Origin of the sequence: Lawsonibacter celer (genome assembly GCF_014281125.1) — a bacterium.
GTDB lineage: Bacteria > Bacillota > Clostridia > Oscillospirales > Oscillospiraceae > Lawsonibacter_B > Lawsonibacter_B celer.
Window position 1 is genome coordinate 202799 of sequence record NZ_JACOEA010000002.1, and the last position, 21286, is coordinate 224084.

Sequence of the window (21286 nt, forward strand, 5' to 3'; positions counted from 1 at the left end):
CGGATATGGCCTATGATGAAGCATTCAGTGGTATTGGACGAACAGCGCTGCCGGGGCTGTACCTCCTGTATCAAGAGCTGTCCCACCGAGGCGATCCGTGTGCGGGGAAGAAAAGCCACGATTTTGGCTGACCGGTGTATCGACTGTGGCCGCTGCATCCACATCTGCCCCCATAAGGCCATCCGTTCTGTAGGCGACAATCTCAGCCGACTGCAAGACTTTTCCTACTGCATCGCATTGCCCGAGCCCGCGCTCTATGGGCAGTTTCACCGGCTGGATGACGTGGATATTATTCTCAACGCGCTGCTGAAAATCGGTTTTGACAAGGTCTGGGAGGTGGCCAAGGCCTCCGAGCTGCTGGCCGATCGCGCACGGCAGGAGATGAAGCACGGCGGGCACGGCGCACGACCGCAGATTTCCTCCGCCTGCCCCACGGTCCTGCGCCTGATCCGCATGCGCTTTCCCAAGCTGATCGACCATGTGGCGCCTACGATTCTGCCCATGGAGTTGGCCGCGATTCTGGCCCGCCGCGAGGCGGTGGCGGAGACCGGACTGGCCCCGGAGAAGATCGGGGTCTTTGCAATTGTGCCCTGTTCCTCCAAGGTAACCGCCGCCACCACGCCGGAGGGGCTGCAGAAGCCCGTCCTGGACGGCGCCTTTGCGATCCGGGACATCTATCTGCGCCTGCTCTCTCCTATGAAAGATATCACCGACCCGGAGGCGCTGTCCACCGCCGGCATTTTGGGCATCGGCACCGCCGCCAGCGGCGGGGAGGGCACCGCCCGGCTGGGGGGACGCTGCGTCTCAGTGGATGGAATCAGCAATGTGATTCAGGTACTGGAGGCCCTGGAGGACGGCCGTCTGGACGAGGCGGATTTCGTCGAGCTCTTTGCCTGTACCCAGGGGTGTCTGGGCGGCTGCTTCAATGTGGAAAATCCCTATGCCGCCCGCATGCAGATCAAGGATTTGATGAAGGGGCTGCCCGTCTCCCGCAACCGCTGCCGGGAGGGGGACCAGGCCCTGATGCTGCGCGACAAGGAACTGCAGTATCTGCCCTCTTTCCTGCTGGATCAGGACCGGGAGCAGGCTATGGCCAAGCAACTGAAAATTCAGGAATTGGAGGCCCACTTGCCGGGGCTTCACTGCGGCTCCTGCGGAGCTCCCTCCTGCCACGCCTTCGCCGAGGACGTGGTAATGGGCCGCGCCTCAGAGGGTGACTGCATCTTTAAGGTGCGTGCCAAGATGCGCTCCATTGCGGCTGAAGGGGATCCGGACTCCTATCTGCCCGCGCCGTTCCGGCACCGCGCCGACGATACCGTACATAAAGGGTGAACCCGCAGGTTCACCCTTTTTATAGTTAGTATTCCCATGGATTTGGAGGTATTTCGAATGACTGTACAGGAACTCACCCACGCCCTTTCTTTGAATCCCTTCCATCTCTCCGCGCCGGCGGCGGAGGTGACGGGCGGCTATGCCGGTGATCTCCTCTCCTGGGTGATGGGCCGCGCCCGGGAGGGAAACGCATGGCTCACCATCATGTCCAACCAAAATGTGGCCGCCGTTGCGCTGATGGCAGGCACGGCCTGCGTGATTCTGACCGAAGGGGTGGAGCCCGATCCCGCTCTGCTTCAGCGCGCCCGGGAAAAGGGCGTCAATCTGCTGGGTGCAACGGAGAGCACCTTCGCGGTTGCCGCAGCCTTGAGCCGCCTGCTGAAATAACTGGTTTTCTGGTCTGCATCTATCGCCTGATTCGTCTCCCCGCTCGGCTTTTGCCGGGCGGGGACCCTGTTTCCTCGCTTTATTCCGGCGGGAGCACCCTCCCCGTCGGACCTCAAGGTCCCGGCACACCGCCTGCTCCGCGCTTCTCTGTGCTTCCGGGCGGCGGGCAGGGCCGCCCATGTGTAACGGGAGGTATTTTCTCGATGAAACTCTTTTATGACCTTCACCTGCACTCCTGCCTGTCGCCCTGTGGGGATGAGGATATGACACCTGCCAATTTAACCGCCATGTGCGCGCTGGCCGGATTAAATGTGGTCGCCCTCACCGACCACAATACCACCGGCAACTGCGCGGCGTTCTGCAAAGCGGCCGAGCGCAACGGGCTTCTGGCCCTGCCCGGCATGGAGCTGTGCACCCGCGAGGAGGTCCACGTCATCTGTCTCTTCCCCTCACTCCTATCGGCAGAGCGTTTCGGTGCCTATGTGTCCCGGCGCCTCTCCCCCATTCCCAATAACCCCGACCTGTTCGGGCGGCAGATCTATATGGACGACATGGACGGCATACTGGGCGAGGAATCCAGGCTTCTGGCCGGCTGCGCGGATATCAGCGTCGACCATGTCTGCGCGCTGGTAAGCAGCTTCGGCGGGTTGGCCTACCCCGCCCATATCGACCGCCCTTCCTTTTCCCTGATCGCCACACTCGGTTTTTGGAATCCCGACCTAGGGTTTCCTCTGGCTGAGCTCTCCCGCCATTGTCCTCCCGGCTTTCTTCATCGTCCCGATCTGCACGGTCTGCGCTTTATTACCGGCTCGGACGCCCACTATCTGGACCAGGTGGCCGACGCCGCCCATTGGATGGAGCCGCCCGATCGCACCCCGGCCGCCGTGCTGCATTGGTTAAGTAAGCCTGTGCAAACATCTTGACATCTCTTGAAACTTTCGTTATACTATTTGTATTGATAAAAAATTAACAATTACATTCCCTCGGTCTTTTAGGCGAACTGGTAAGTTTTTTATTTGTAATCTCAGGCAGTCTTTACATTCGTCCCAAAGGTGTTATAATGTGTTTTCAATGGGCTAAACTCCCGGTTTTAATCTCATTATTTTATTTTTTGAACTCATTATTCAGAAGGGAAGGAACAACAACATGCCGAACTGCAAAACCGTAGTCCCCTACCGCGGGACACCCGAGCAGGAGGAGCGCCTGCGTCAGGTCATAGCGGAGCACAAGGGGCAGCCCGGCGCCACCATGCCGGTCCTCCAGGCCGCGCAGGATATTTTCGGATACCTGCCCGAGGAGGTCCAGATCATTGTGGCAGAGGGGCTGGGAATCCCCCTGTCCGAGGTGTATGGAGTCGCCTCGTTCTACGCTCAGTTTACTATGAACCCAAAGGGGAAGTACCAGATTTCCGTCTGCCTGGGCACCGCCTGCTATGTCAAGGGCGCGGCCGCCATCCTCAACGCTGTGGAGCAGAAGCTGGGTATCGTCCCCGGCTCCATTACGCCGGACGGGAAATTTTCTCTGGACTCCTGCCGCTGTGTAGGCGCCTGCGGTCTTGCACCGGTTATGATGATCAACTCTGACGTATACGGCCGCCTTACCCCCGACCAGGTGGGCGCGATCCTGGACAACTATAAATGAAAGAGCTCTCTCTCCATGCACTGGATATCATCCAAAACTCCATCGCCGCCAAGGCTACCCGCCTGGATCTGCTGCTGGAGGAATCCGGCCCAATCCTGACTCTGACCCTGACAGACAACGGCTGCGGGATGTCTCCGGAGCTGCTTGCCCGGGCCGGCGATCCGTTTACCACGACCCGTACCACGCGAAAAATGGGTCTGGGCCTTCCGCTGCTGCGCCTGTCGGCGGAGATGACCGGTGGGAGCCTGAGCATTGACAGTCGGGAGGGCATTGGCACCAGAGTCACCGCCGCATTCCGCAGCGATCACATTGACTGTCTGCCCTTGGGCGACATGGCCGCCACGCTGGCCCTGACCATCCAGGGTGCGCCCGAAGTGGATCTGCTGTACATCCACCGAAAGGATGGAAGGGAATTCCGCCTGGATACCCGCCAGCTGCGCAGGGAATTGGGGGCTGAGGTCTCTCTGGCGGAGCCCGAGGTGATTCTCTGGATTCAGGATTATATCCGGGAGCAGGAGGAGGCACTCAGCGCTTCTTCAATTTGACAGGAAGGGCCGGAGAGGAGCCCTTGAACGAAACAGATAGGGGATGAAATCGTGAAAAGTCTTGCAGATCTTCAGGCCATCCGGGATCGGATGCAAAAGCAGATCAACCTGCGCGACACTTCGGACGACCATATCCGCGTGGTAGTCGGCATGGCCACTTGCGGCATCGCGGCGGGAGCGCGTCCTGTGCTCAACGCTTTTTTGGAAGAAGTGGACAAGCGCCAGCTGAAAAATGTCTCCATCACTCAGACCGGGTGTATCGGCGTGTGCCGTCTGGAGCCCATTGTGGAAGTCTATGTTCCCGGTCAGGAAAAGGTTACTTACGTGAAAATGACCCCCGACAAGGTGCCCACGATTGTCAGCGAGCACTTGGTCAACGGGCATGTGGTCGCCGAATATACCATCGGCGCGGCGGAATAAGGGGGGCAGCGGAATGAGTCATATTCGTTCTCACATCCTGGTCTGCACCGGCACCGGCTGCTCTTCCTCGGACAGCCCCAAAATCATTGCGGAATTCGAAAAGCAGCTGGCCGAGCAGGGGATGGATCAAGAGGCCAAGGTCATCAAAACCGGCTGCTTCGGTCTGTGCGCCATGGGGCCCATTGTCACCGTCTATCCCGAGGGCGCCTGTTATACCCATGTGATGGTGGACGACGTGGCGGAGATTGTCTCTGAGCATATTGTCAAGGGCCGTATCGTCAAGCGCCTGCTCCACAAGGGGGACGAGGGGGAAGCCCCTGCCACCTCCCTGGTGGACACCCAATTCTACCGCCACCAGCAGCGCATTGCCCTGCGCAACTGCGGCATCATCAATCCCGAGAGCATTGACGAGTACATCGCTGTGGATGGCTATACCGCCCTGGGGAAAATCCTCACGGAACAGGTTCCCCCTCAGAAGGTCATTGACGACATCAAGGCCTCCGGCCTGCGGGGCCGCGGCGGCGCGGGCTTCTCTACGGGCATGAAGTGGCAGTTTACCGCCGACGCTGTCAGCGAGGATGGCGTCAAATTCGTCTGCTGCAACGCCGACGAGGGCGACCCCGGCGCGTTTATGGACCGCTCCGTGCTGGAGGGCGACCCCTTCAGCGTGATCGAGGCTATGACCATCGCCGGCTATGCCATCGGCGCCCATCAAGGCTACATCTATGTCCGTGCCGAGTATCCCATCGCGGTCAAGCGCCTGGAGATTGCCATTGCACAGGCCAAGGAGTACGGTCTGCTGGGCAAAAACATCTTTGAGTCCGGCTTTGATTTTGAGCTGGAGCTCCGCCTGGGCGCCGGCGCCTTCGTCTGCGGCGAGGAGACCGCTCTGATGATCTCCATTGAGGGCAAGCGGGGTGAACCCCGGCCCCGTCCCCCCTTCCCGGCCAACAAGGGCCTGTTCCAGCGGCCCACCCTGCTCAACAATGTGGAGACCTACGCCAACATCACCTGGATCCTCAACCACGGCCCCGAGGCGTTCGCCGCCATCGGCACCGAGAAGTCCAAGGGCACCAAGGTCTTTGCCCTGGGCGGCAAGATCACCAACACCGGCCTGGTGGAGATTCCCATGGGCACCCCCCTGCGCACCATTATCGAGGACATTGGCGGCGGCGTGCCCAACGGCAAAAAGTTCAAGGCCGCCCAGACCGGCGGTCCCTCCGGCGGCTGCATCCCCGCTGAACTGATCGACACTCCCATCGACTATGAGCACCTGGCGGAGATCGGCTCCATGATGGGCTCCGGCGGCCTCATTGTCATGGACGAGGACAACTGCATGGTGGACATTGCCAAGTTCTTCCTGGAGTTTATTGTGGACGAGTCTTGCGGCAAGTGCACCCCCTGCCGCATCGGCACCAAAAGGCTGCTGGACCTGCTGACCAAGATCACCGAGGGAGACGGCACCCTGGAGGATCTGGACACCATTGAGGAGTTGTGCAACCACATCAAGTCCAGCGCCCTGTGCGGCCTGGGCCAGACGGCCCCCAACCCGGTGCTCTCCACCCTGCACCATTTCCGCGACGAGTACATTGCCCATGTAGTAGACAAGCGCTGTCCCGCCGGCGTGTGCAAGGCCCTGATTCAGTTCACGGTCGACCCGACCAAGTGCAAGGGCTGCACCCGCTGCACCCGCAGCTGTCCCACCGGGGCCATCTCCGGCACGATCAAGTCGCCCCACGTTATTGACCATTCCAAATGCATCAAGTGCGGCGTGTGTATGGATGTGTGCCGCTTTGGCGCGGTTATCAAAGAGTAAGCGGAGGGACGGACATGGAAACGAAAATGGTAACACTGAAAATCAACGACATCTCTGTCACGGTCCCGGAGGGCACCACGGTGCTGGAAGCCGCCCGCTCCGCCGGCTTCAACATCCCCTCCCTATGCTTTCTCAAGGACATCAACGAGATCGGCGCCTGCCGCATCTGCGTGGTGGAGGTCAAGGGGGCCAGGAGCCTGGTGGCCTCCTGCGTATACCCGGTCAGCGAGGGCATGGAGGTATACACCAACACCGAGAAGGTGCAGCACTCCCGCCGCCTTACCCTGGAGCTGATCCTGTCCAACCACCGGATGGACTGCCTCACCTGTTCTCGCAGTGCCCACTGCGAGCTGCTTCAGCTGGCCGGCGACCTGGGCATCGATGCGGTGCGCTATGTGCCGGACAACCTGATGCCCCGCATTGAGGACTCCGCGCCCCATCTGGTGCGCGACAACTCCAAGTGCGTGCTCTGCCGCCGCTGCACCGCCGTGTGCCGCAAAACCCAGGAGGTAGGCGTCATCGGCCCCAACGACCGGGGCTTCGCCACCCACATCGGCAGCGCCTTTGACCGGGACTTGAACGAGGTGGACTGCGTATCCTGCGGGCAGTGCATCGTGGCCTGCCCCACCGGTGCCCTGGCGGAGAAGGACGACACCGACAAGGTCTGGGCCGCCCTGGCCGACCCCACCAAGCACGTGGTGGTGGGTCCCGCGCCCTCCATCCGGGTCACCTTGGGCGAGTGCTTTGGCATGCCCATCGGCACCAATGTGGAGGGCAAAATGGTCACCGCCCTGCGCCGTCTGGGCTTTGACAAGGTGTTCGACGTGGACACCGCCGCCGACTTCACCATTATTGAGGAGGGCACGGAGTTCCTCCACCGACTGCAGAACGGCGGCGCGCTGCCCCTGATCACCTCCTGCTCCCCCGGCTGGATCCGCTATCTGGAGCAGCACGCCCAGGACATGATCCCCAATGTGTCCAGCTGCAAATCCCCTCAGCAGATGTTCGGCAGCCTGGTCAAGACCTACTATGCCGAAAAAATGGGCATTGATCCCCAGGATATTGTTGTGGTGTCCATCATGCCCTGCACCGCCAAGAAGTACGAGGTGCGCCGTGAGGAGCAGCGGCTTCCCAACGGCTGCATGCCCGTGGATGTGTCCCTCACCACCCGGGAGCTGGGCCGCATGATCACCAAATCCGGCTTCCTGTTCGACCACCTGCCCGACGGGGAATTTGACGAGATGCTGGGCGTCTCCACCGGCGCGTCCGTCATCTTCGGCGCCACCGGCGGCGTCATGGAGGCCGCTCTGCGCACCGTGGTGGAGAAGATCACCGGCGCGGGCATGGCCCCCCTGGAGTATCGGGAGGTCCGGGGCATGAGCGGGGTGAAGGAGGCCAGCTATGAGCTACCCGGCAGGACGGTAAGGGTGTGCGTGGCCTCCGGCCTGCACAACGCCAAGCTGGTGCTGGACGGCGTGCGCAATGGCAGCCTGCACTACGACTTCATTGAGTTTATGGCCTGCCCAGGCGGCTGCATCAACGGCGGCGGCCAGCCCATCCAGCATGCGGACGTGCGCAACTTTACCGATATTAAGACCCTGCGCGCCGCGGCCCTGTACCAGCAGGACGAGGGGATGACCTTCCGCCGCAGCCACGAAAATCCGGTGGTGCAGGAGGTCTATCAATCGTACCTGGGCGAAGCTGGCGGTCACAAGGCCCATGCACTCCTCCACTGCTCCTATATCAAGCAGAAAAAATACCGCACCTGAACATCAGGCAGGCCGGGCGCCATAGTGCCCGGCCTGCCCCTTTATAAAGGGGGGTTCCCTATGAAAAAGAAACTCTATCTGGTGGGTGGCCCCATGGGTGTGGGCAAGACAACCGTCTGCCTGTCGCTTGGAGGACAGAAAAGTGGCGGGGCAAATTAGACGGCCCGTGAGGCGGGCAAAAAAAAGTGGAGGGAAGGCTTCGCAGAGTTGTCCATCTTCGCGCTAAGAGCCGCCCCTTTGGGCGGTTGCGCTCTGAAACGCACCTGCGGGCACAGGCAGACGACGGCAGAAAATGAAGTTCCGTGCTTTCCGGCGGCATGCACATCGGAAGTGACCCCTCCCATGACGGACTGGGCGACCTTTCTGCAAGAATCGGGCCCGGTCCGTTGTGCGCCCCTCTGCCCAAAAAAGCCAAAGCCCTTTTTTGACAAGCTAAAACGCCGGCTCAAATGAGCCGGCGTTTCTCATATCATCAATCCGTGACAAAGGGCAGCAGCGCGATCTGACGGGCGCGCTTGATGGCCTCCGTCAGCTGGCGCTGATGCATGGCGCAGGTGCCGGTGGTGCGGCGGGGCAGGATCTTGCTCCGCTCCGACAGGAACCGGCGCAGCTTGACCGCGTCCTTGTAATCAATGTGCTCCACCTTGTCCACACAGAAGGTGCAGACCTTGCGGCGCTTGCGGCCGCGGGGGCGCTCTCTATCCATAGCCATAGCAGTAAACCTCCTTTTTTACGGGCCGACAGCCCGGCTTGTTTCTATTCCGCGCGCAGACTTCTGCGCGCAAAGCCCTGATTGCTGGGGCGCACCGCTCAGAAGGGCAGTTCGCCGTCGTCGTCGGACAGCTCGGCAAACTGATCTCCGCCGCCTGCCGGGGCATTATAGCCACCGGAGGGCGCCGCATAACCGCCCACAGGCGCGGCCGGCGCCGTATAACCGCCGCCGGGCGGGGCATAGGCCCCGGCCGCCTCGGCCTCCCTCCGGGAGTCGCCGAAGTAGACGTTGTCCGCAATCACCTCTGCGGAGCGGCGCTTATTGCCGTCCCGATCCGTCCAGTCGCGCAGCTGAAGCCGGCCCTCCACCACGGCCATACGGCCCTTGGTAAAGAAGCGGGAGACAAACTCCGCCGTCTGCCGCCAGGCCACGATATCAATGAAATCCGTGGACTTCTCGCCGGTAGACTTGTCCTTGAAGTCCCGATCCACCGCCAGGCTGAAAGAGGCCACTGCCGTCCCGGTCTGGGTGTGGCGGAGCTCCGGGTCGCGGGTCAGGCGACCCATGAGAATGATCCGGTTGAGCATCCTGCGTCTCCCCCTTACTCGTCCTTGGAGACGATCATGGAACGCATCACGCCGTCCGTAATCCGCAGGATACGATCCAGCTCGCGGGGGAACTCGGGCTTGGAGCTGAAGTTCATCAGCACGTAGTAGCCCTCGGTCAGATCGTTGATGGGATAGGCCAGATGGCGCTTGCCCCACTCGTCGATCTCCGCCAGGGTGCCGTTGCTCTCCACCAGTGTCTTGAACTTGGCCACCATGGCCGCGGTGGCCTCCTCGCCCAGGTTCGGATCGAGAATATAGACCACCTCATAGTTGCCGCTGAGTTTTGCCATTTTTCTTGCACCTCCTTATGGACATATGGCTCCCGCTCTCTGTCGGGAGCAAGGATGTCGCCTGTATACACAAGCCATATTATTATATAGGTTTTTGCCATTTTGTCAAGTATTTCGCACCACTTTCTTTTTTATTGATTTGATAGACGGAAATCTTCTTACAAGCCCTCATAAATGTTTATGACACCATGAGAAAATGGCTTAAAACCAAGGCTTTTTGCGTATCGTCATTTATCTTGCTGTTTCTCCGTACAAAGTGGTTTTGTAAGACCGGGCACCATTTTAGCACCAAGAACCTGTGTAGGATATTGCTTAAAAATCTCTTCCTTTCCATTCTGTTCCCATATTTCAGAGTGATTTTTGGAAGAGCAGGCATAGGAAGAGGGTACCCTCTTCCTAAAAATGACTTATTGGGAAGTCCCCCAAACCCTCTTTGCATTTTTGTAAATGACTATCTATCGTAAGGCTTCGCGAATGAAGTGGAACAATAGAGCAGAATATGATACAATAAACTCCAGAAAGCAGTAACGTTATTTTTATATAATTGGAGGTATTTAAATGAACGAAAACTCAATAGCATATTGTGGATTGGTTTGTGGCTTTTGTTGTCCTGACGGGAAGTGCAGTTGCAAATCAGAAAATAATTGTGGGAAAAGATTGTGCCCAGAGGGGTGCTATCAGTATAATTGTTGCACATCAAAAGGTATTAAAGGTTGTTGGGAATGTTCGGATTCTCCCTGTGATAAGGATATGCTTGCACCTGGCAAAATTAAAATGAGGGCATTTGTCCAGTGCATTAAAGAAGATGGTATTCAAAAGTTTATCGGATACTTAGAGCAAAACGAAAAAGATGGAATTGTATATCATAAATCAGGTGTTATGGGCGACTATGATTTATCTAACGAAAACGAAGTCTTGAATTTACTTAGACGAACATAATAATCAAATAACCCTCTAAGCGGTAGCAGAGCCAGCCGCTCTTGCCAATGGTGAATAGAACGGCTGTGGCCGCCACTGACAAGCCCGTCTGCCTCTGCTGTGGGGCAGTCAAGGAGCGAAAGCAAAGAGTGCTTTCGCCCTTTATATATCATGGAGAAACGTTACGAAGTAGAAACTGATTAAGCCGCTATCTGCAAGGCTTTGCAGACACAGAACCGGGATCGGTAAGGGTTTTATACTCGTGCCCCTCGAAATGACGTTCTACTGCGCAACAAAACGTGCGTACGCGGTGCGGCGCACTATGCGATTGTCAAAACTAAAAGATAGCAAGCAACTCCCCAAATTCCAAAAACAGTAATGAAATAGAGCTTTAACCCCATTATCTCTTTACTGCTTCTTGCAGCCTTTTATAGCCCGGTGTGAAATTTGGGCACCATTTAGGCACCAATCAAGACGTTCTATAACCCAGTGGCAGAGTATTGACATGCAGAAAAACATAGTGTTCATGCGGCTTTGCGTCATTTCATATCCTATCGCCTAAAAGCGCTAATCTAATATTTTTTATATAAAATTTTGCCGCCCGCTGAAATAAAAACCGCCCCTGCCGCGTTAATAGGGCAAAGGGACAGAAATCCCTGAAGTGTTCCAACGAAACTGAACAAAGGAGATGTTACAATGAAACATGGATTTGGACGAGGCTTTTTCAGCGGGGTGCTGGCCGCCGCTCTGGTCGTCGGGCTGGGCGTGAGCGCGCTGGCCGCCAGCCGCACGATTACCGTAGACGACGACATCCGGATCACCCTCAACGGCGCCCGCTTCCTTCCCAAGGACGCCAGCGGAAAAAGCGTCCCCCTCTTTTCCTACAATGGCACCACCTACGCCCCTGTGCGGGCCATCTGCGAGGCCGCTGGTCTCCAGGTAGACTATGACTCCGCCAGCTATACCGCCGTGGTCACCACGGCCGACGCGGCCGCCGCCGCCCGGCCGGACACCAGCGGCTATCTCTCCTCTGACAGGGCCAAGGAGATTGCCCTGAACGACGCGGGCGTTGCGGCAGCCGACGCGGTATTTCTCAAGGTCCGCCTGGACTGGGACGACGGGCGCGCGGAGTATGACCTGGAATTCTACGCCGGGAGCACGGAGTATGACTATGAGATCGACGCGCTTTCCGGCGCCATCCGATCCTCGGACCGGGACTGTGACGACTTTGACCTGCCTTCCTCCGGCGCCGGCTCCGAAGCCATGATCACGGCCGACCGCGCCAAGCAGATCGCCCTGGATCGGGCGCCCGCCGGTGTGACGGTGGTCAAATGCAAGCTGGACCGGGACGACGGACGGCTGGTCTATGAGATTGAGCTGCGTGGGAACAGCGTGGAGTATGAGTGCGACGTAAACGCCGTCACCGGGGTCATTCTGGACTGGGAAGTGGACTACGGCGATTGACTTTGCGTAATAAAAAGAGGGGGCGCGGCATAAGCCGCGCCCCCTCCGCGTTTCTCCGCGCTACATCCGGGCCGCCTTTTCCTGAATAAAGCGCTTCAGCCAGGGGCCGGTACCCGGGTGGTCCAGGGCGAAATCAATGGTGGCCTCCAGAAACCCGTTCAGGTTGCCCGTGTCGTAGCGGCGGCCCTCAAAGTCTACCGCCACCATCCGCCGCTTCTGGCACAGCTCCTTCAGCCCGTCCGTCAGCTGAATCTCTCCGCCGTAGCCGGGCTTTACCTGTTCCAGAATATCAAATATCTCCGGCGTGAGCACATAACGGCCCAGGATGGCAAAATTGGAAAACATCTCTTCCGGCTTGGGCTTTTCATTCATGTCGGAGACTGCGTAGATCCGCTCCTCTAGAGCGTCCACCTTCACCGAGGAATAGCGGGAAATCGCTTGGGTGGACACCTTCTGCACCCCCACGGCGGAGGCGTCGTATTTCTCCGCAGCCTCCACCAGCTGCTTTGTCACCGGCTTTTCCGCCCGCATGATATCGTCGCCCAGCAGCACGGCAAAGGGCTCGTCCCCCACAAAGCGCTTGGCCCGCCAGATGGCGTGGCCCAGACCCTTGGTCTCCTTCTGGCGCACGTAAAAGATGTTGGCCAGGTCGGCGGCCTGACGCACTTCCGCCAGCTCCTTGTCCTTCCCCGCCTGGTTCAGGCGGGTTTCCAGCTCTGGATAATAATCAAAGTAGTCGTCCATGGCGGATTTGGCCCGGTTGGTGACAATGAGGATATCCTCAATGCCGGAGGCCACGGCCTCCTCGATGATGTACTGGATCACCGGCTTGTCCACCATGGGGAGCATCTCCTTGGGGACGGTCTTGGTGGCGGGCAGCATCCGGGTGCCCAGCCCCGCGGCGGGAATCACGGCCTTGCGGACTTTCATAGGACAACCTCCTTATTCCTCAGGCCAGGCGGCCCGGGGCAATGAGCTTTTGGAAAAAAGTGCTTTTGGACAGGGCGGACAGCAGCAGGCTGCCCAGGATATAGCAGGCGCACAGCTCTCCCAAGGCCACGCCGGGCCCGGCAATGGCGAACATGGGCCAGAAGTTGGGCCCAAAGCCCGCCTCATACCAGGCCAGCATTCCCCCTACAATGACGCCGTTGCACAGCACTGGGGGCAGGGGGGCCAGCCACCGGTTGGGGGCCTTCATGGTCAAAAACGCGGCCAGCCCTGTGGCTGCGGTCCCGCACACCACATCTACAATCCCATAGGGGGAGAGCAGGTTGGCCACCAGACAGCCCACCAGCAGGCCGGGGGCGGTGGCCGGGAAGAAGAAGGGCAGCACGGTGAGGGCCTCCGCCACCCGCAGCTGGGCATAGCCATAAGACGGGCCGGGGAGCAGCATGGTCAGCACGGCATAGGCGGCCGCCACTACAGCGGCCAGGGCTAGGTCTTTGGTAGTGAATTTGCGCATGTTGTTTCTTACCTCCATTTTGGTATTTAGAGAACAGCGGTGAGTCCCGCTGAACGAACGCGGCCGCAGCCGCGCTTGGACCGGATGTGGAAACCAGTCGGAGGTATTGTAGCACGTTTCCCCAGGGAAGTAAAGAGCGGCCCCCTTTAAGGGGGCCGCTCCGCGCTTGGTCCGGAATTTGTTTTCTTCATAATGTAATTGGTCAGAAGCACGCCCCGGCGCTCCACCTGCTGCTCCTTCACCACCTGCCAGCCCCGCTTTTCAAAGAAAGGGCGGGCAGTGATGGAGGCGTGGGTGGTCAGCCCAGCCGTATCCGCAGCACGCTCCAGCGCCTCACAGATGGCGGAGGCGATCCCCCTGCCCTGACAGTCCTTATGCACGTACAGCCGGTCCAGATATCCGGTCCCGTCCATGTCCCCGAAGCCCACGATTCGGCCGCTCTCCTCCGCCACCAGCGTATGGTGCTCCAGAAAGGAGCGGTTCCACCCCTCCAGGTCCACGGCGCCGGGCGACCAGGCGTCCAGCTGCTCCGGGGTGTAATCCCCGGCGTTCACCGTATGGACCGTGTGATGGAACAGCTCCGCCAGCGCCTGGCAGTCTGAAGGGGCATAGGGACGCAGCACCATGCTCATACCGCCTGATTGGAGGCGATAATAGCTTTAAAATCCGCGATATTCTGCTCTGACAGGGGCCGGAAGGTGCCCAGCAGGCGGGCATAGCAGGCGATCTGGGCCGCCTCCTCCACATAGACGGCGGCCGTCATGGCCGCGCCGATGTCTTTCCCCACGCAGAAGCAGCCGTGGTTCTGCAGCAGCACGGCCCGGTCGGGCCCCAGTGTCTCCACCACCCGGCGGGCCAGCGCCGCGCTGCCGGGCAGCTCAAAAGGCACCGTCCGGATGGGGGCAAACTCCGCCTGGGGCGGCGTGGAGGGCTTTAACTCCTCCCCGTCCATGGCCATGACCGTGCAGTACAGCCCGTGGGTGTGCACGGCCGCCCCCACATCGGGCCGGGCGCGGAACACCGCGGTGTGCATGGGGGTCTCAGACGAGGGCTGATAGGGTCCCTCAAGCCAATGGCCCTCCAGGTCCACCACGGCGATCTCCTCCGCAGTCAAGCCCGCATAGGGCCGCCCGCTGGGCGTGATGGCGATCACATTGTCCTGAAAATCCCGCACGGCGATGTTGCCTGAGGTGCCGTGGATCAGCCCCATGCCAGCGGCATCCAGAATGGCCCCCAGCACCTGCCGGCGGATGGTCTCATACTTCATGTCCCGGCTCCTCTCCCGCGGCATTTCTCAGCAATACTCGAACTCCTCATACTTCCGCTCCCCCTGCTTGATGTCCTTACTCTCCCCCACCAGCGTGCCCATGCTCCCGCAGCCGGGGCAGCAGCCGAATTGCGGGTCGGACAGATCCACCAGCTCCCAGCGGTATTTTCTGCCGCACTTGGGACATTCATAAAACATAAAATAAGTACCCCAGGTCATATTCCGTTCCTCCAAACAATCGTCTTTGCGTCTGTCTAGTCGCCATCCGCACGCTCGGCCTGTTCCGCGCGCACCGCATCCCGGGTGGCCAGGGTGTCGGCCAGCGTCCGGGCCGGGCGGGCATTGATCTCCGCTCCCCAGCGCCCCGCCCAGGCAGCCAGGTCCGCCAGCCCGCTCTCATCCATGGGAAACTCCCTGCGCTCCTCCACCCGGCTGAGCTGGTAGCACCAGGGCCCCTCCCACACCTCGGCAGCGAGCTTCTCCCCGTCGGGCACAACCCGATAGCTCATACGGCCGGCGCTGGCCGACCAGAAATTCCCGTTCTGAAAGTGGGAGAGCACCGGCAAAAACAGCTCCTCCATATCCGCTCCTCTCCGCGCCAAAGAAAAAAGACGCGCTTTTTTCAGCATTATAGCACGCCTTTTCCATAAATTCAATTCTCCGCGTAGCGGGACAGGAACTGCCGGGTGCGCTCCTCCCGGGGGTGCTCGATGACCTGCGTGGGGTCGCCCTGCTCCACAATGACCCCGCCGTCCATAAACATCACCTGGTCGGCCACATCCCTGGCAAAGGCCATCTCATGGGTGACGATGACCATGGTGGTGTTCTGCTCCGCCAGGGTGCGGATGACCTTGAGCACCTCGCCGGTGAGCTCCGGGTCCAGGGCTGAGGTGGGCTCATCAAAGCAGAGGATGTCCGGCTTTAGGGCCAGGGCCCGGGCGATGGCCACCCGCTGCTGCTGACCACCGGAGAGCTGGTGGGGGTAGTGGTCCGCCCGGTCCGCCAGGCCCATCTGGTCCAGCAGGCGGCAGGCGTTATCCCCGATCTCCTCCAGAATTCGGCGCTTGTCCCGTTTGAAGTCGGGCCGCTCCTGGGCCAGCAGCTCGCTGGCCAGAGTGATATTTTTCCGGGCGGTATACTGTGGAAAGAGGTTGAAGGACTGGAACACCATGCCGAAGTGCAGCCGCTTTTTGCGCACCTCGCTCTCCCGCTGGGTGGCGGGGTCGGCGGCATCAAAGAGGGTCTCTCCTCGCACGCGGATGGTCCCCTGGTCGGGCCGCTCCAGGAAGTTCAGGCAGCGCAGCAGGGTGGTCTTGCCCGACCCGGAGGAGCCGATGATAGCCAGGGCCTGTCCCTCCTCCAGGGTAAAGCTGATGTCCTCCAGCACCCGGGTGGCGCCAAAGTGTTTTTCGATATGAGATACTTCCAAAACCGGCATTTCAGCGCCCTCCTTATTTAAAATAGCTCAGCTTTTTCTCCGCCCAGCCAAAGAGCAGGGTGAGAATACCCACAAAGGCCAGAAAATAGATGGCCGTGGCAAAGAGCGGCCAGATTAATCCCGCCGAGGTATATTCCTTGGCGGTCATAATCACGTCGATCACCGAGATATAGTTGGCCAGGGCGGTGTCCTTGACCAAGGTAATGATCTCGTTTCCCATGGGGGGCAGAATGCGCTTGACTAGCTGGAGCAGGGTGACCTTGAAAAAGATCTGTCCCCGGGTCATGCCCAGGACCTCCCCCGCCTCCTTCTGTCCCGGCGGGATCCCTTGGATTCCGCCCCGGTATATCTCAGAAAAATAGCAGGCGTAGTTGAGGGCAAAGGCTACCACCGCGGCCACCATTCGCCCTGCGCTGCCCCGCGGCCAGTGGAAGGCCATCTCCATCAGGCCGGGGCCAAAGTAGATAATCAGGATCTGAAGCATCAGGGGTGTGCCGCGAATGATCCAGACAAAAGTTTTAATCAGCCAGGCCAGCGGTTTGACGCGGCTCATGGAGCCCATGGAGATCAGCAGCCCCAGAGGGATTGCGAACACCAGGGTCAGCACAAACAGGCGGACGTTATTGACCAGGAAGGCCTCGGTCAGTCGGAGAAAGACGGCTTGCATACAAACACCTCGGAAAACAGGCCGCGGGACAGGGGCCTGCGGCCCCTGTCCCGGGCAGGCTTATGTCGGTTCAGCACTGTGAGTCGGGCTCAGTCGGCCAGCTCCAGACCGTACTTGTCGGCCAGGGCCTTGAGGGAGCCGTCGGCTGTCATCTCGGCAAAAATTTCGTTCACAGCGTCCCGGGTGTCGCTCCCCTTGCGGAAGGCCACGCCGTAGTTCTCCTCGCCCAGGTGGTCCACCACCACCAGGTCGTCGTAGTTGGTGCCCTCCCCCGTCATGGCGTTGGCCAGGGTCATGTCCAGCACCGCAGCGTCGGCGGTACCCGATTTGACCTCCATCAGACAGTCGGTCTGCACGCTCTTGCCCACGAATTCCGCCTGGGCCAGGCCGGCGTCCGGCTCGCTCTCGTCATTGCCCCTGCACATGGTCTCGCCGGCGGAGCCAATCTCGGCGCACACTGTCTTGCCCGCCAGGGAGGCGGTGTCGGCGTAGTCAAAGCCCTCCTTGACCACCACCACCTGGGCGTTCTTCACGTAGGGAACGGTGCAGGCCATGTTGGCCTCCCGGTCCGGATCCAGGGTCAGACCGTTCCAAATGCAGTCGATGTCCTTGGCCTCCAGGGCGACCTCCTTGGTGTCCCAGTTGATGATGACAAACTCAGGCTCCAACCCCAGCTTTTCACAGACGGCCCGGGCCAGCTCGGTATCAAAGCCGGTGAACTCACCGTTTTCATCGGTATAGTTCATAGGCTCGTACACCGTATAGCCGATGATGAGGCTGCCCTTGTCCTGGAGGTAGGCCAGGTCGCTCTCCGCGACCGGGCTGCCCGTGGCGGGCACGGGGGAATCGGTCGCCGGCGCAGGAGTGTCAGCCGTGCCGGGCTGCGTGCCGCCGGAGCATGCGGCCAGGGAGAGCGCCAGCCCAAAGACCAGCGTAAGCGCAAGCAGTTTCTTTTTCATGTGAGGTATCCTCCCTCGTTTTTTATTACTTTCATATATTACTACGATAAAGTGCTAATGTAAAGAGGTAACTAAAATTTTTTCCGGAACGGCTGGACCATTTTTTTGCTGTATAGAACCCCCTCTCATTCCATATCCTTATGGACAGAGAAATTTCTGTGATTTGGAGGAACGCGATCCTATGAAAAAATTGACTGCGGTCCTGCTCGCCGCCGCCCTGCTGATCCTCCCCGCCCAGGCGGCAGGGAGCGCGCCTACCCCTCAGGCGGCCTCCGCCGTGCTCATGGAAAAGGAGACCGGGACCATTCTGTACGAACACCATTCCCACGACAAGCTGGAGCCCGCCAGCGTCACCAAGATCATGACGCTGCTGCTGACCATGGAGGCAGTAGACTCCGGCCAGTTAAAGCTGGAGGACACGGTAACCGTCTCCGCCCGCGCCGCCTCCATGGGCGGCTCCCAGGTCTATTTAAAGGAAGGGGAGCAGATGTCGGTGAACGACATGCTCAAGGCTGTGGCAGTGGCCTCGGGCAACGACGCCTCTGTGGCCCTGGCCGAGCATCTGGCGGGCAGCGAGGAGGCCTTTGTGGAGCGGATGAACCAGCGTTCTGCCGAGCTGGGTATGAACGACACCTGCTTTGTCAACTGTACCGGCCTGCCCGCGGCAGGGCACCTGACCTCCGCCCACGACATTGCGCTGATGAGCCGGGAGCTCATTCTCAACCACCCGGACATCCGCACTTATACCACCATCTGGATGGACACCCTGCGGGACGGCCAGTTCCAGCTGGCCAACACCAACAAGCTCATCCGCTTCTACGAGGGAGCCACCGGCCTTAAGACCGGATTCACCAGCGAGGCGGGCTACTGCATGTCCGCCACCGCGGAGCGGGACGGCATGGAGCTGATCGCCGTTGTGCTGAAATCCCCTACCCGGGATGAGCGTAACGAGTCCGCCAAGAGCCTGCTCAGCTTCGGCTTTGCCAACTACACCCTGATGGACGTCTACCCCAACCAGGCGCTGCCCCCCATTGACGTGCTGCTGGGCGAGCAGTCCCAGGTGCAGCCGGTGCTGGCCCAGTCCAGCCGCATCCTGGTGGACAAGTCCCAGGTGAACCAGGTGACCACTCAGCTGCGCCTGTGCGAAAACGTGGAAGCGCCGGTGGAGCAGGGGCAAAAGCTGGGTGAGATGGCCGTGCTGGTAGACGGACAGGAGCAGCAGGTCATTCCCATCGTGGCCGACCGCGCGGTGGACCGTCTTACTGTTCCCGGCATCTTCTCCCGCCTGCTGCGCACCCTGTTCATGGGGAGCTGATTTTATCCCTTAATTGGTCGAATATGGAAAAAACGGACCGGGTTTTCGGTCCGTTTTTTCCATATTGCTTTCTTTCCTGGAATTTTACGGATTCTTTTCCTCCATGCCTTGACGGACGGGCGGAGAGGTTGTATACTTTATACAAATCACCTCGCATTATTGCGCTTCTATTTTATCATCTATAACTACTTTTATGTCTTTCCCTTAAACAATTTTTGGATGATTTTACCAAGGAGAGAACACCTATGGCTCAAACACGCACCTCTGCCCTCAGCTCCGGCGCCCTGGAGGATTTCCTGCGCGGACAGGCCGTCCGCGCTCAGGAGTATCTCGGCTCCCACCCGGCCTGTGTGGGCGGAAAGGACGGCTACCGTTTCCGGGTATGGGCCCCAAACGCCGCATCAGTCTCCCTGATCGGCGACTTCAACGGCTGGGATGAGTCCCTTTGTCCCCTCTCCCCGGTGGGCGGCGGAGTGTGGGAAACCTTTATCCCGGACCTGCGCCAATATGACGCCTATAAATACGCCATCCACACCGGGGACGGCCGGACCCTGGCCAAGGCCGATCCTTACGCCTTTCACGCGGAAACCCGTCCGGGCACCGCCTCCAAGCTCTATGACCTGGCGGGCTACCAGTGGGGCGACCAGAATTGGATGGCCTGGCGGAAGGCCAATCCCATCTACCAAAACCCGTTGAATATTTACGAGGTCCACCTGGGCTCCTGGCGGCGGACCGGGGAGGACGAATTCCTCTCCTACCGGGACATCGCCCGGTATCTGGTCCCCTATGTGAAGCGGATGGGGTTCACCCATGTGGAGCTGCTCCCCATTACCGAACACCCCCTGGACGCCTCCTGGGGCTATCAGTGCACCGGTTATTTCGCGGCCACCAGCCGCTTCGGCACCCCCCACGACCTGATGTATCTCATCGACCAGCTCCACCAGGCTGGAGTCGGGGTGTTGCTGGACTGGGTCCCCGCCCACTTCCCCAAGGACGCCTTTGGCCTCTACGAGTTTGATGGCACACCCTGCTATGAGTACGCCGACCCCCGCAAGGGGGAGCACGCGGACTGGGGGACCCGGGTGTTTGACTACGGTCGGCCGGAGGTGCGCTCCTTTCTCTTCTCCTCCGCCCTGTTCTGGTTGGAGCAGTATCACATTGACGGCCTGCGGGTGGACGCGGTGGCTTCCATGCTCTACCTGGACTACGGGCGGGAGGATGGCCAGTGGACGCCCAATGTGTTCGGCGGGCATGAGAATCTGGAGGCCGTGGACTTCCTGCAGCAGCTCAATGGGCACATTTTCCTGGCTCAGCCGGACGTGCTGATGATCGCCGAGGAATCCACCGCCTGGCCCCGGGTGTCCCACCCGGTGGGCGAGGGCGGCCTGGAGGGCGGGTTGGGCTTCAACTTAAAATGGAATATGGGCTGGATGAACGACATCCTCCACTACATTAAACTGGACCCCTATTTCCGTCAGTTCAACCACAAGGACATCACGTTTTCTCTGATGTACGCCTTTTCCGAGAACTTCGTGCTCCCCCTCTCCCATGACGAGGTAGTGCATATGAAAGGCTCCCTGCTCAACAAGATGCCGGGCACGGACGAGGAGAAATACGCCGGTGTGCGCGCCTTCTACACCTACATGCTCGCCCATCCCGGCAAGAAGCTGCTGATGATGGGCAGCGAGTTCGGCCAGTGGAACGAGTGGCACTATGAGCACTCCCTGGATTGGCATCTGCTGGACATGGACAACGAGGATGGGGAGCGCCACCGCCGTCTGCAGGCCTTTTTCCAGGCGGCCAACGCATTCTATTTGGAGCACAGACAGCTCTGGGAGCTGGATTTCTCCTGGGAGGGCTTTCAGTGGATTTGCGCCGACGACAGCCAGGGCAACTGTGCGGCCTTCCTGCGCAGGGATCAAAAGGGGAATCCCCTGCTGGTCGTGTGCAATTTCTCCCCCGTGCACCGGGACGGCTATGTGGTGGGCGTCCCCTTCCCCGGCCGGTATGAGTGTGTATTCAACACCGACGCGGAGGAGTTCGGCGGCGCCGGCCTGGGGGACCGCGAGCCGCTGAAGAGTTCCTACACCCCCTGTCACGGGCAGGAGCAGTCGATCCGCATTGATCTGCCGCCCATGAGCGCGGTTCTTTACCGCTGTGCCAAAAAATTCCCGCCCCGCCGGAAAAAGGCGGGCCCCACGGCGAAACCGCCCTGTAAAAAAGGGCCGAACGCATAAGCTTTCCCGCATACGCAGACTCCCAGTACGCATAGAGGT

General features: G+C 59.9%; 24 protein-coding genes. 12 read left to right on the plus strand and 12 right to left on the minus strand.

The window, feature by feature from the left end:
* Window positions 1-12: 12 nt before the first annotated feature.
* The 8 genes from H9Q75_RS05720 (at window position 13) to H9Q75_RS05755 (ending at window position 7910) form a co-directional block, all read left to right on the plus strand.
* Window positions 13-1332, plus strand: a complete 1320-nt coding sequence (locus tag H9Q75_RS05720; RefSeq protein WP_186565216.1) for a [Fe-Fe] hydrogenase large subunit C-terminal domain-containing protein — start codon at window positions 13-15, stop codon at window positions 1330-1332.
* Window positions 1333-1389: 57 nt separating this feature from the next.
* Window positions 1390-1719 (plus strand): DRTGG domain-containing protein, encoded by a 330-nt coding sequence (locus H9Q75_RS05725; protein WP_186565217.1) that lies wholly within the window; start codon window positions 1390-1392, stop codon window positions 1717-1719.
* A gap of 203 nt (window positions 1720-1922) precedes the next feature.
* The gene (locus H9Q75_RS05730) at window positions 1923-2642 is read left to right on the plus strand and encodes a PHP domain-containing protein (RefSeq protein WP_186565218.1); all 720 of its coding nucleotides are present in this window, start codon (window positions 1923-1925) and stop codon (window positions 2640-2642) included.
* A 223-nt stretch (window positions 2643-2865) separates the two neighbouring features.
* Window positions 2866-3360 carry an NADH-quinone oxidoreductase subunit NuoE gene (gene nuoE / locus H9Q75_RS05735; RefSeq protein WP_186565219.1) on the plus strand — a complete coding sequence of 165 codons (495 nt, stop codon included), beginning with the start codon at window positions 2866-2868 and terminating at the stop codon, window positions 3358-3360.
* Window positions 3357-3905, plus strand: a complete 549-nt coding sequence (locus H9Q75_RS05740) for an ATP-binding protein (RefSeq protein ID WP_186565220.1) — start codon at window positions 3357-3359, stop codon at window positions 3903-3905. The genes nuoE and H9Q75_RS05740 overlap by 4 nt, the downstream gene beginning before the upstream one ends.
* 51 nt (window positions 3906-3956) lie before the next feature.
* Entirely contained in the window at window positions 3957-4325 is a 369-nt protein-coding gene (locus tag H9Q75_RS05745; protein ID WP_186565221.1) for a (2Fe-2S) ferredoxin domain-containing protein, read from the plus strand.
* 13 nt (window positions 4326-4338) lie between these two features.
* A complete protein-coding gene (locus H9Q75_RS05750; protein WP_186565222.1) occupies window positions 4339-6141 on the plus strand; it encodes an NADH-quinone oxidoreductase subunit NuoF in 1803 nt (600 codons plus the stop codon).
* Window positions 6142-6155: 14 nt separating this feature from the next.
* Window positions 6156-7910, plus strand: a complete 1755-nt coding sequence (locus H9Q75_RS05755) for an NADH-dependent [FeFe] hydrogenase, group A6 (RefSeq protein WP_186565223.1) — start codon at window positions 6156-6158, stop codon at window positions 7908-7910.
* A gap of 472 nt (window positions 7911-8382) precedes the next feature.
* Here the strand turns inward: H9Q75_RS05755 and rpsR are convergent, their stop codons facing one another.
* From rpsR to rpsF, 3 genes are all read right to left on the minus strand, one after another.
* A complete protein-coding gene (gene rpsR / locus H9Q75_RS05760) occupies window positions 8383-8622 on the minus strand; it encodes a 30S ribosomal protein S18 (protein WP_007490771.1) in 240 nt (79 codons plus the stop codon).
* 98 nt (window positions 8623-8720) lie between these two features.
* Window positions 8721-9209 carry a single-stranded DNA-binding protein gene (locus H9Q75_RS05765; RefSeq protein WP_186565224.1) on the minus strand — a complete coding sequence of 163 codons (489 nt, stop codon included), beginning with the start codon at window positions 9207-9209 and terminating at the stop codon, window positions 8721-8723.
* Between the two features lie 14 nt (window positions 9210-9223).
* Window positions 9224-9520 (minus strand): 30S ribosomal protein S6, encoded by a 297-nt coding sequence (gene rpsF, locus H9Q75_RS05770; RefSeq protein WP_186565225.1) that lies wholly within the window; start codon window positions 9518-9520, stop codon window positions 9224-9226.
* A 558-nt stretch (window positions 9521-10078) separates the two neighbouring features.
* Here rpsF and H9Q75_RS05775 point away from each other — a divergent pair.
* On the plus strand, window positions 10079-10459 hold the full coding sequence (locus H9Q75_RS05775; RefSeq protein ID WP_186565226.1) for a DUF3795 domain-containing protein: 381 nt from the start codon (window positions 10079-10081) through the stop codon (window positions 10457-10459).
* Between the two features lie 675 nt (window positions 10460-11134).
* On the plus strand, window positions 11135-11902 hold the full coding sequence (locus H9Q75_RS05780) for a PepSY domain-containing protein (RefSeq protein WP_186565227.1): 768 nt from the start codon (window positions 11135-11137) through the stop codon (window positions 11900-11902).
* Between the two features lie 60 nt (window positions 11903-11962).
* Here H9Q75_RS05780 and galU read toward each other — a convergent pair whose 3' ends face one another.
* From galU to H9Q75_RS05825, 9 genes are all read right to left on the minus strand, one after another.
* Window positions 11963-12832 (minus strand): UTP--glucose-1-phosphate uridylyltransferase GalU, encoded by an 870-nt coding sequence (galU, locus tag H9Q75_RS05785; RefSeq protein WP_186565228.1) that lies wholly within the window; start codon window positions 12830-12832, stop codon window positions 11963-11965.
* A 19-nt stretch (window positions 12833-12851) separates the two neighbouring features.
* A complete protein-coding gene (locus H9Q75_RS05790) occupies window positions 12852-13364 on the minus strand; it encodes a QueT transporter family protein (protein ID WP_186565229.1) in 513 nt (170 codons plus the stop codon).
* 146 nt (window positions 13365-13510) lie between these two features.
* Window positions 13511-13990 carry a GNAT family N-acetyltransferase gene (locus tag H9Q75_RS05795; RefSeq protein ID WP_186565230.1) on the minus strand — a complete coding sequence of 160 codons (480 nt, stop codon included), beginning with the start codon at window positions 13988-13990 and terminating at the stop codon, window positions 13511-13513.
* Window positions 13991-13992: 2 nt separating this feature from the next.
* Window positions 13993-14631 (minus strand): class II aldolase/adducin family protein, encoded by a 639-nt coding sequence (locus H9Q75_RS05800; protein WP_186565231.1) that lies wholly within the window; start codon window positions 14629-14631, stop codon window positions 13993-13995.
* Window positions 14632-14658: 27 nt separating this feature from the next.
* Window positions 14659-14850, minus strand: coding sequence for a hypothetical protein (locus H9Q75_RS05805; RefSeq protein WP_186565232.1), 192 nt, complete (start codon window positions 14848-14850; stop codon window positions 14659-14661).
* Between the two features lie 35 nt (window positions 14851-14885).
* On the minus strand, window positions 14886-15212 hold the full coding sequence (locus tag H9Q75_RS05810; RefSeq protein ID WP_186565233.1) for a hypothetical protein: 327 nt from the start codon (window positions 15210-15212) through the stop codon (window positions 14886-14888).
* 71 nt (window positions 15213-15283) lie between these two features.
* Window positions 15284-16069, minus strand: a complete 786-nt coding sequence (locus H9Q75_RS05815) for an amino acid ABC transporter ATP-binding protein (protein ID WP_186565234.1) — start codon at window positions 16067-16069, stop codon at window positions 15284-15286.
* A gap of 13 nt (window positions 16070-16082) precedes the next feature.
* A complete protein-coding gene (locus tag H9Q75_RS05820) occupies window positions 16083-16736 on the minus strand; it encodes an amino acid ABC transporter permease (RefSeq protein WP_186565235.1) in 654 nt (217 codons plus the stop codon).
* 89 nt (window positions 16737-16825) lie between these two features.
* The gene (locus H9Q75_RS05825; protein ID WP_186565236.1) at window positions 16826-17695 is read right to left on the minus strand and encodes a transporter substrate-binding domain-containing protein; all 870 of its coding nucleotides are present in this window, start codon (window positions 17693-17695) and stop codon (window positions 16826-16828) included.
* A 181-nt stretch (window positions 17696-17876) separates the two neighbouring features.
* On the opposite strand from H9Q75_RS05825, the gene H9Q75_RS05830 reads away from it, so the two are divergent.
* Complete coding sequence (locus H9Q75_RS05830) at window positions 17877-19010, plus strand: D-alanyl-D-alanine carboxypeptidase family protein (RefSeq protein ID WP_186565237.1); 1134 nt, start codon at window positions 17877-17879, stop codon at window positions 19008-19010.
* A 245-nt stretch (window positions 19011-19255) separates the two neighbouring features.
* Window positions 19256-21247 (plus strand): 1,4-alpha-glucan branching protein GlgB, encoded by a 1992-nt coding sequence (glgB, locus tag H9Q75_RS05835; protein ID WP_186565238.1) that lies wholly within the window; start codon window positions 19256-19258, stop codon window positions 21245-21247.
* Window positions 21248-21286: the final 39 nt, after the last annotated feature.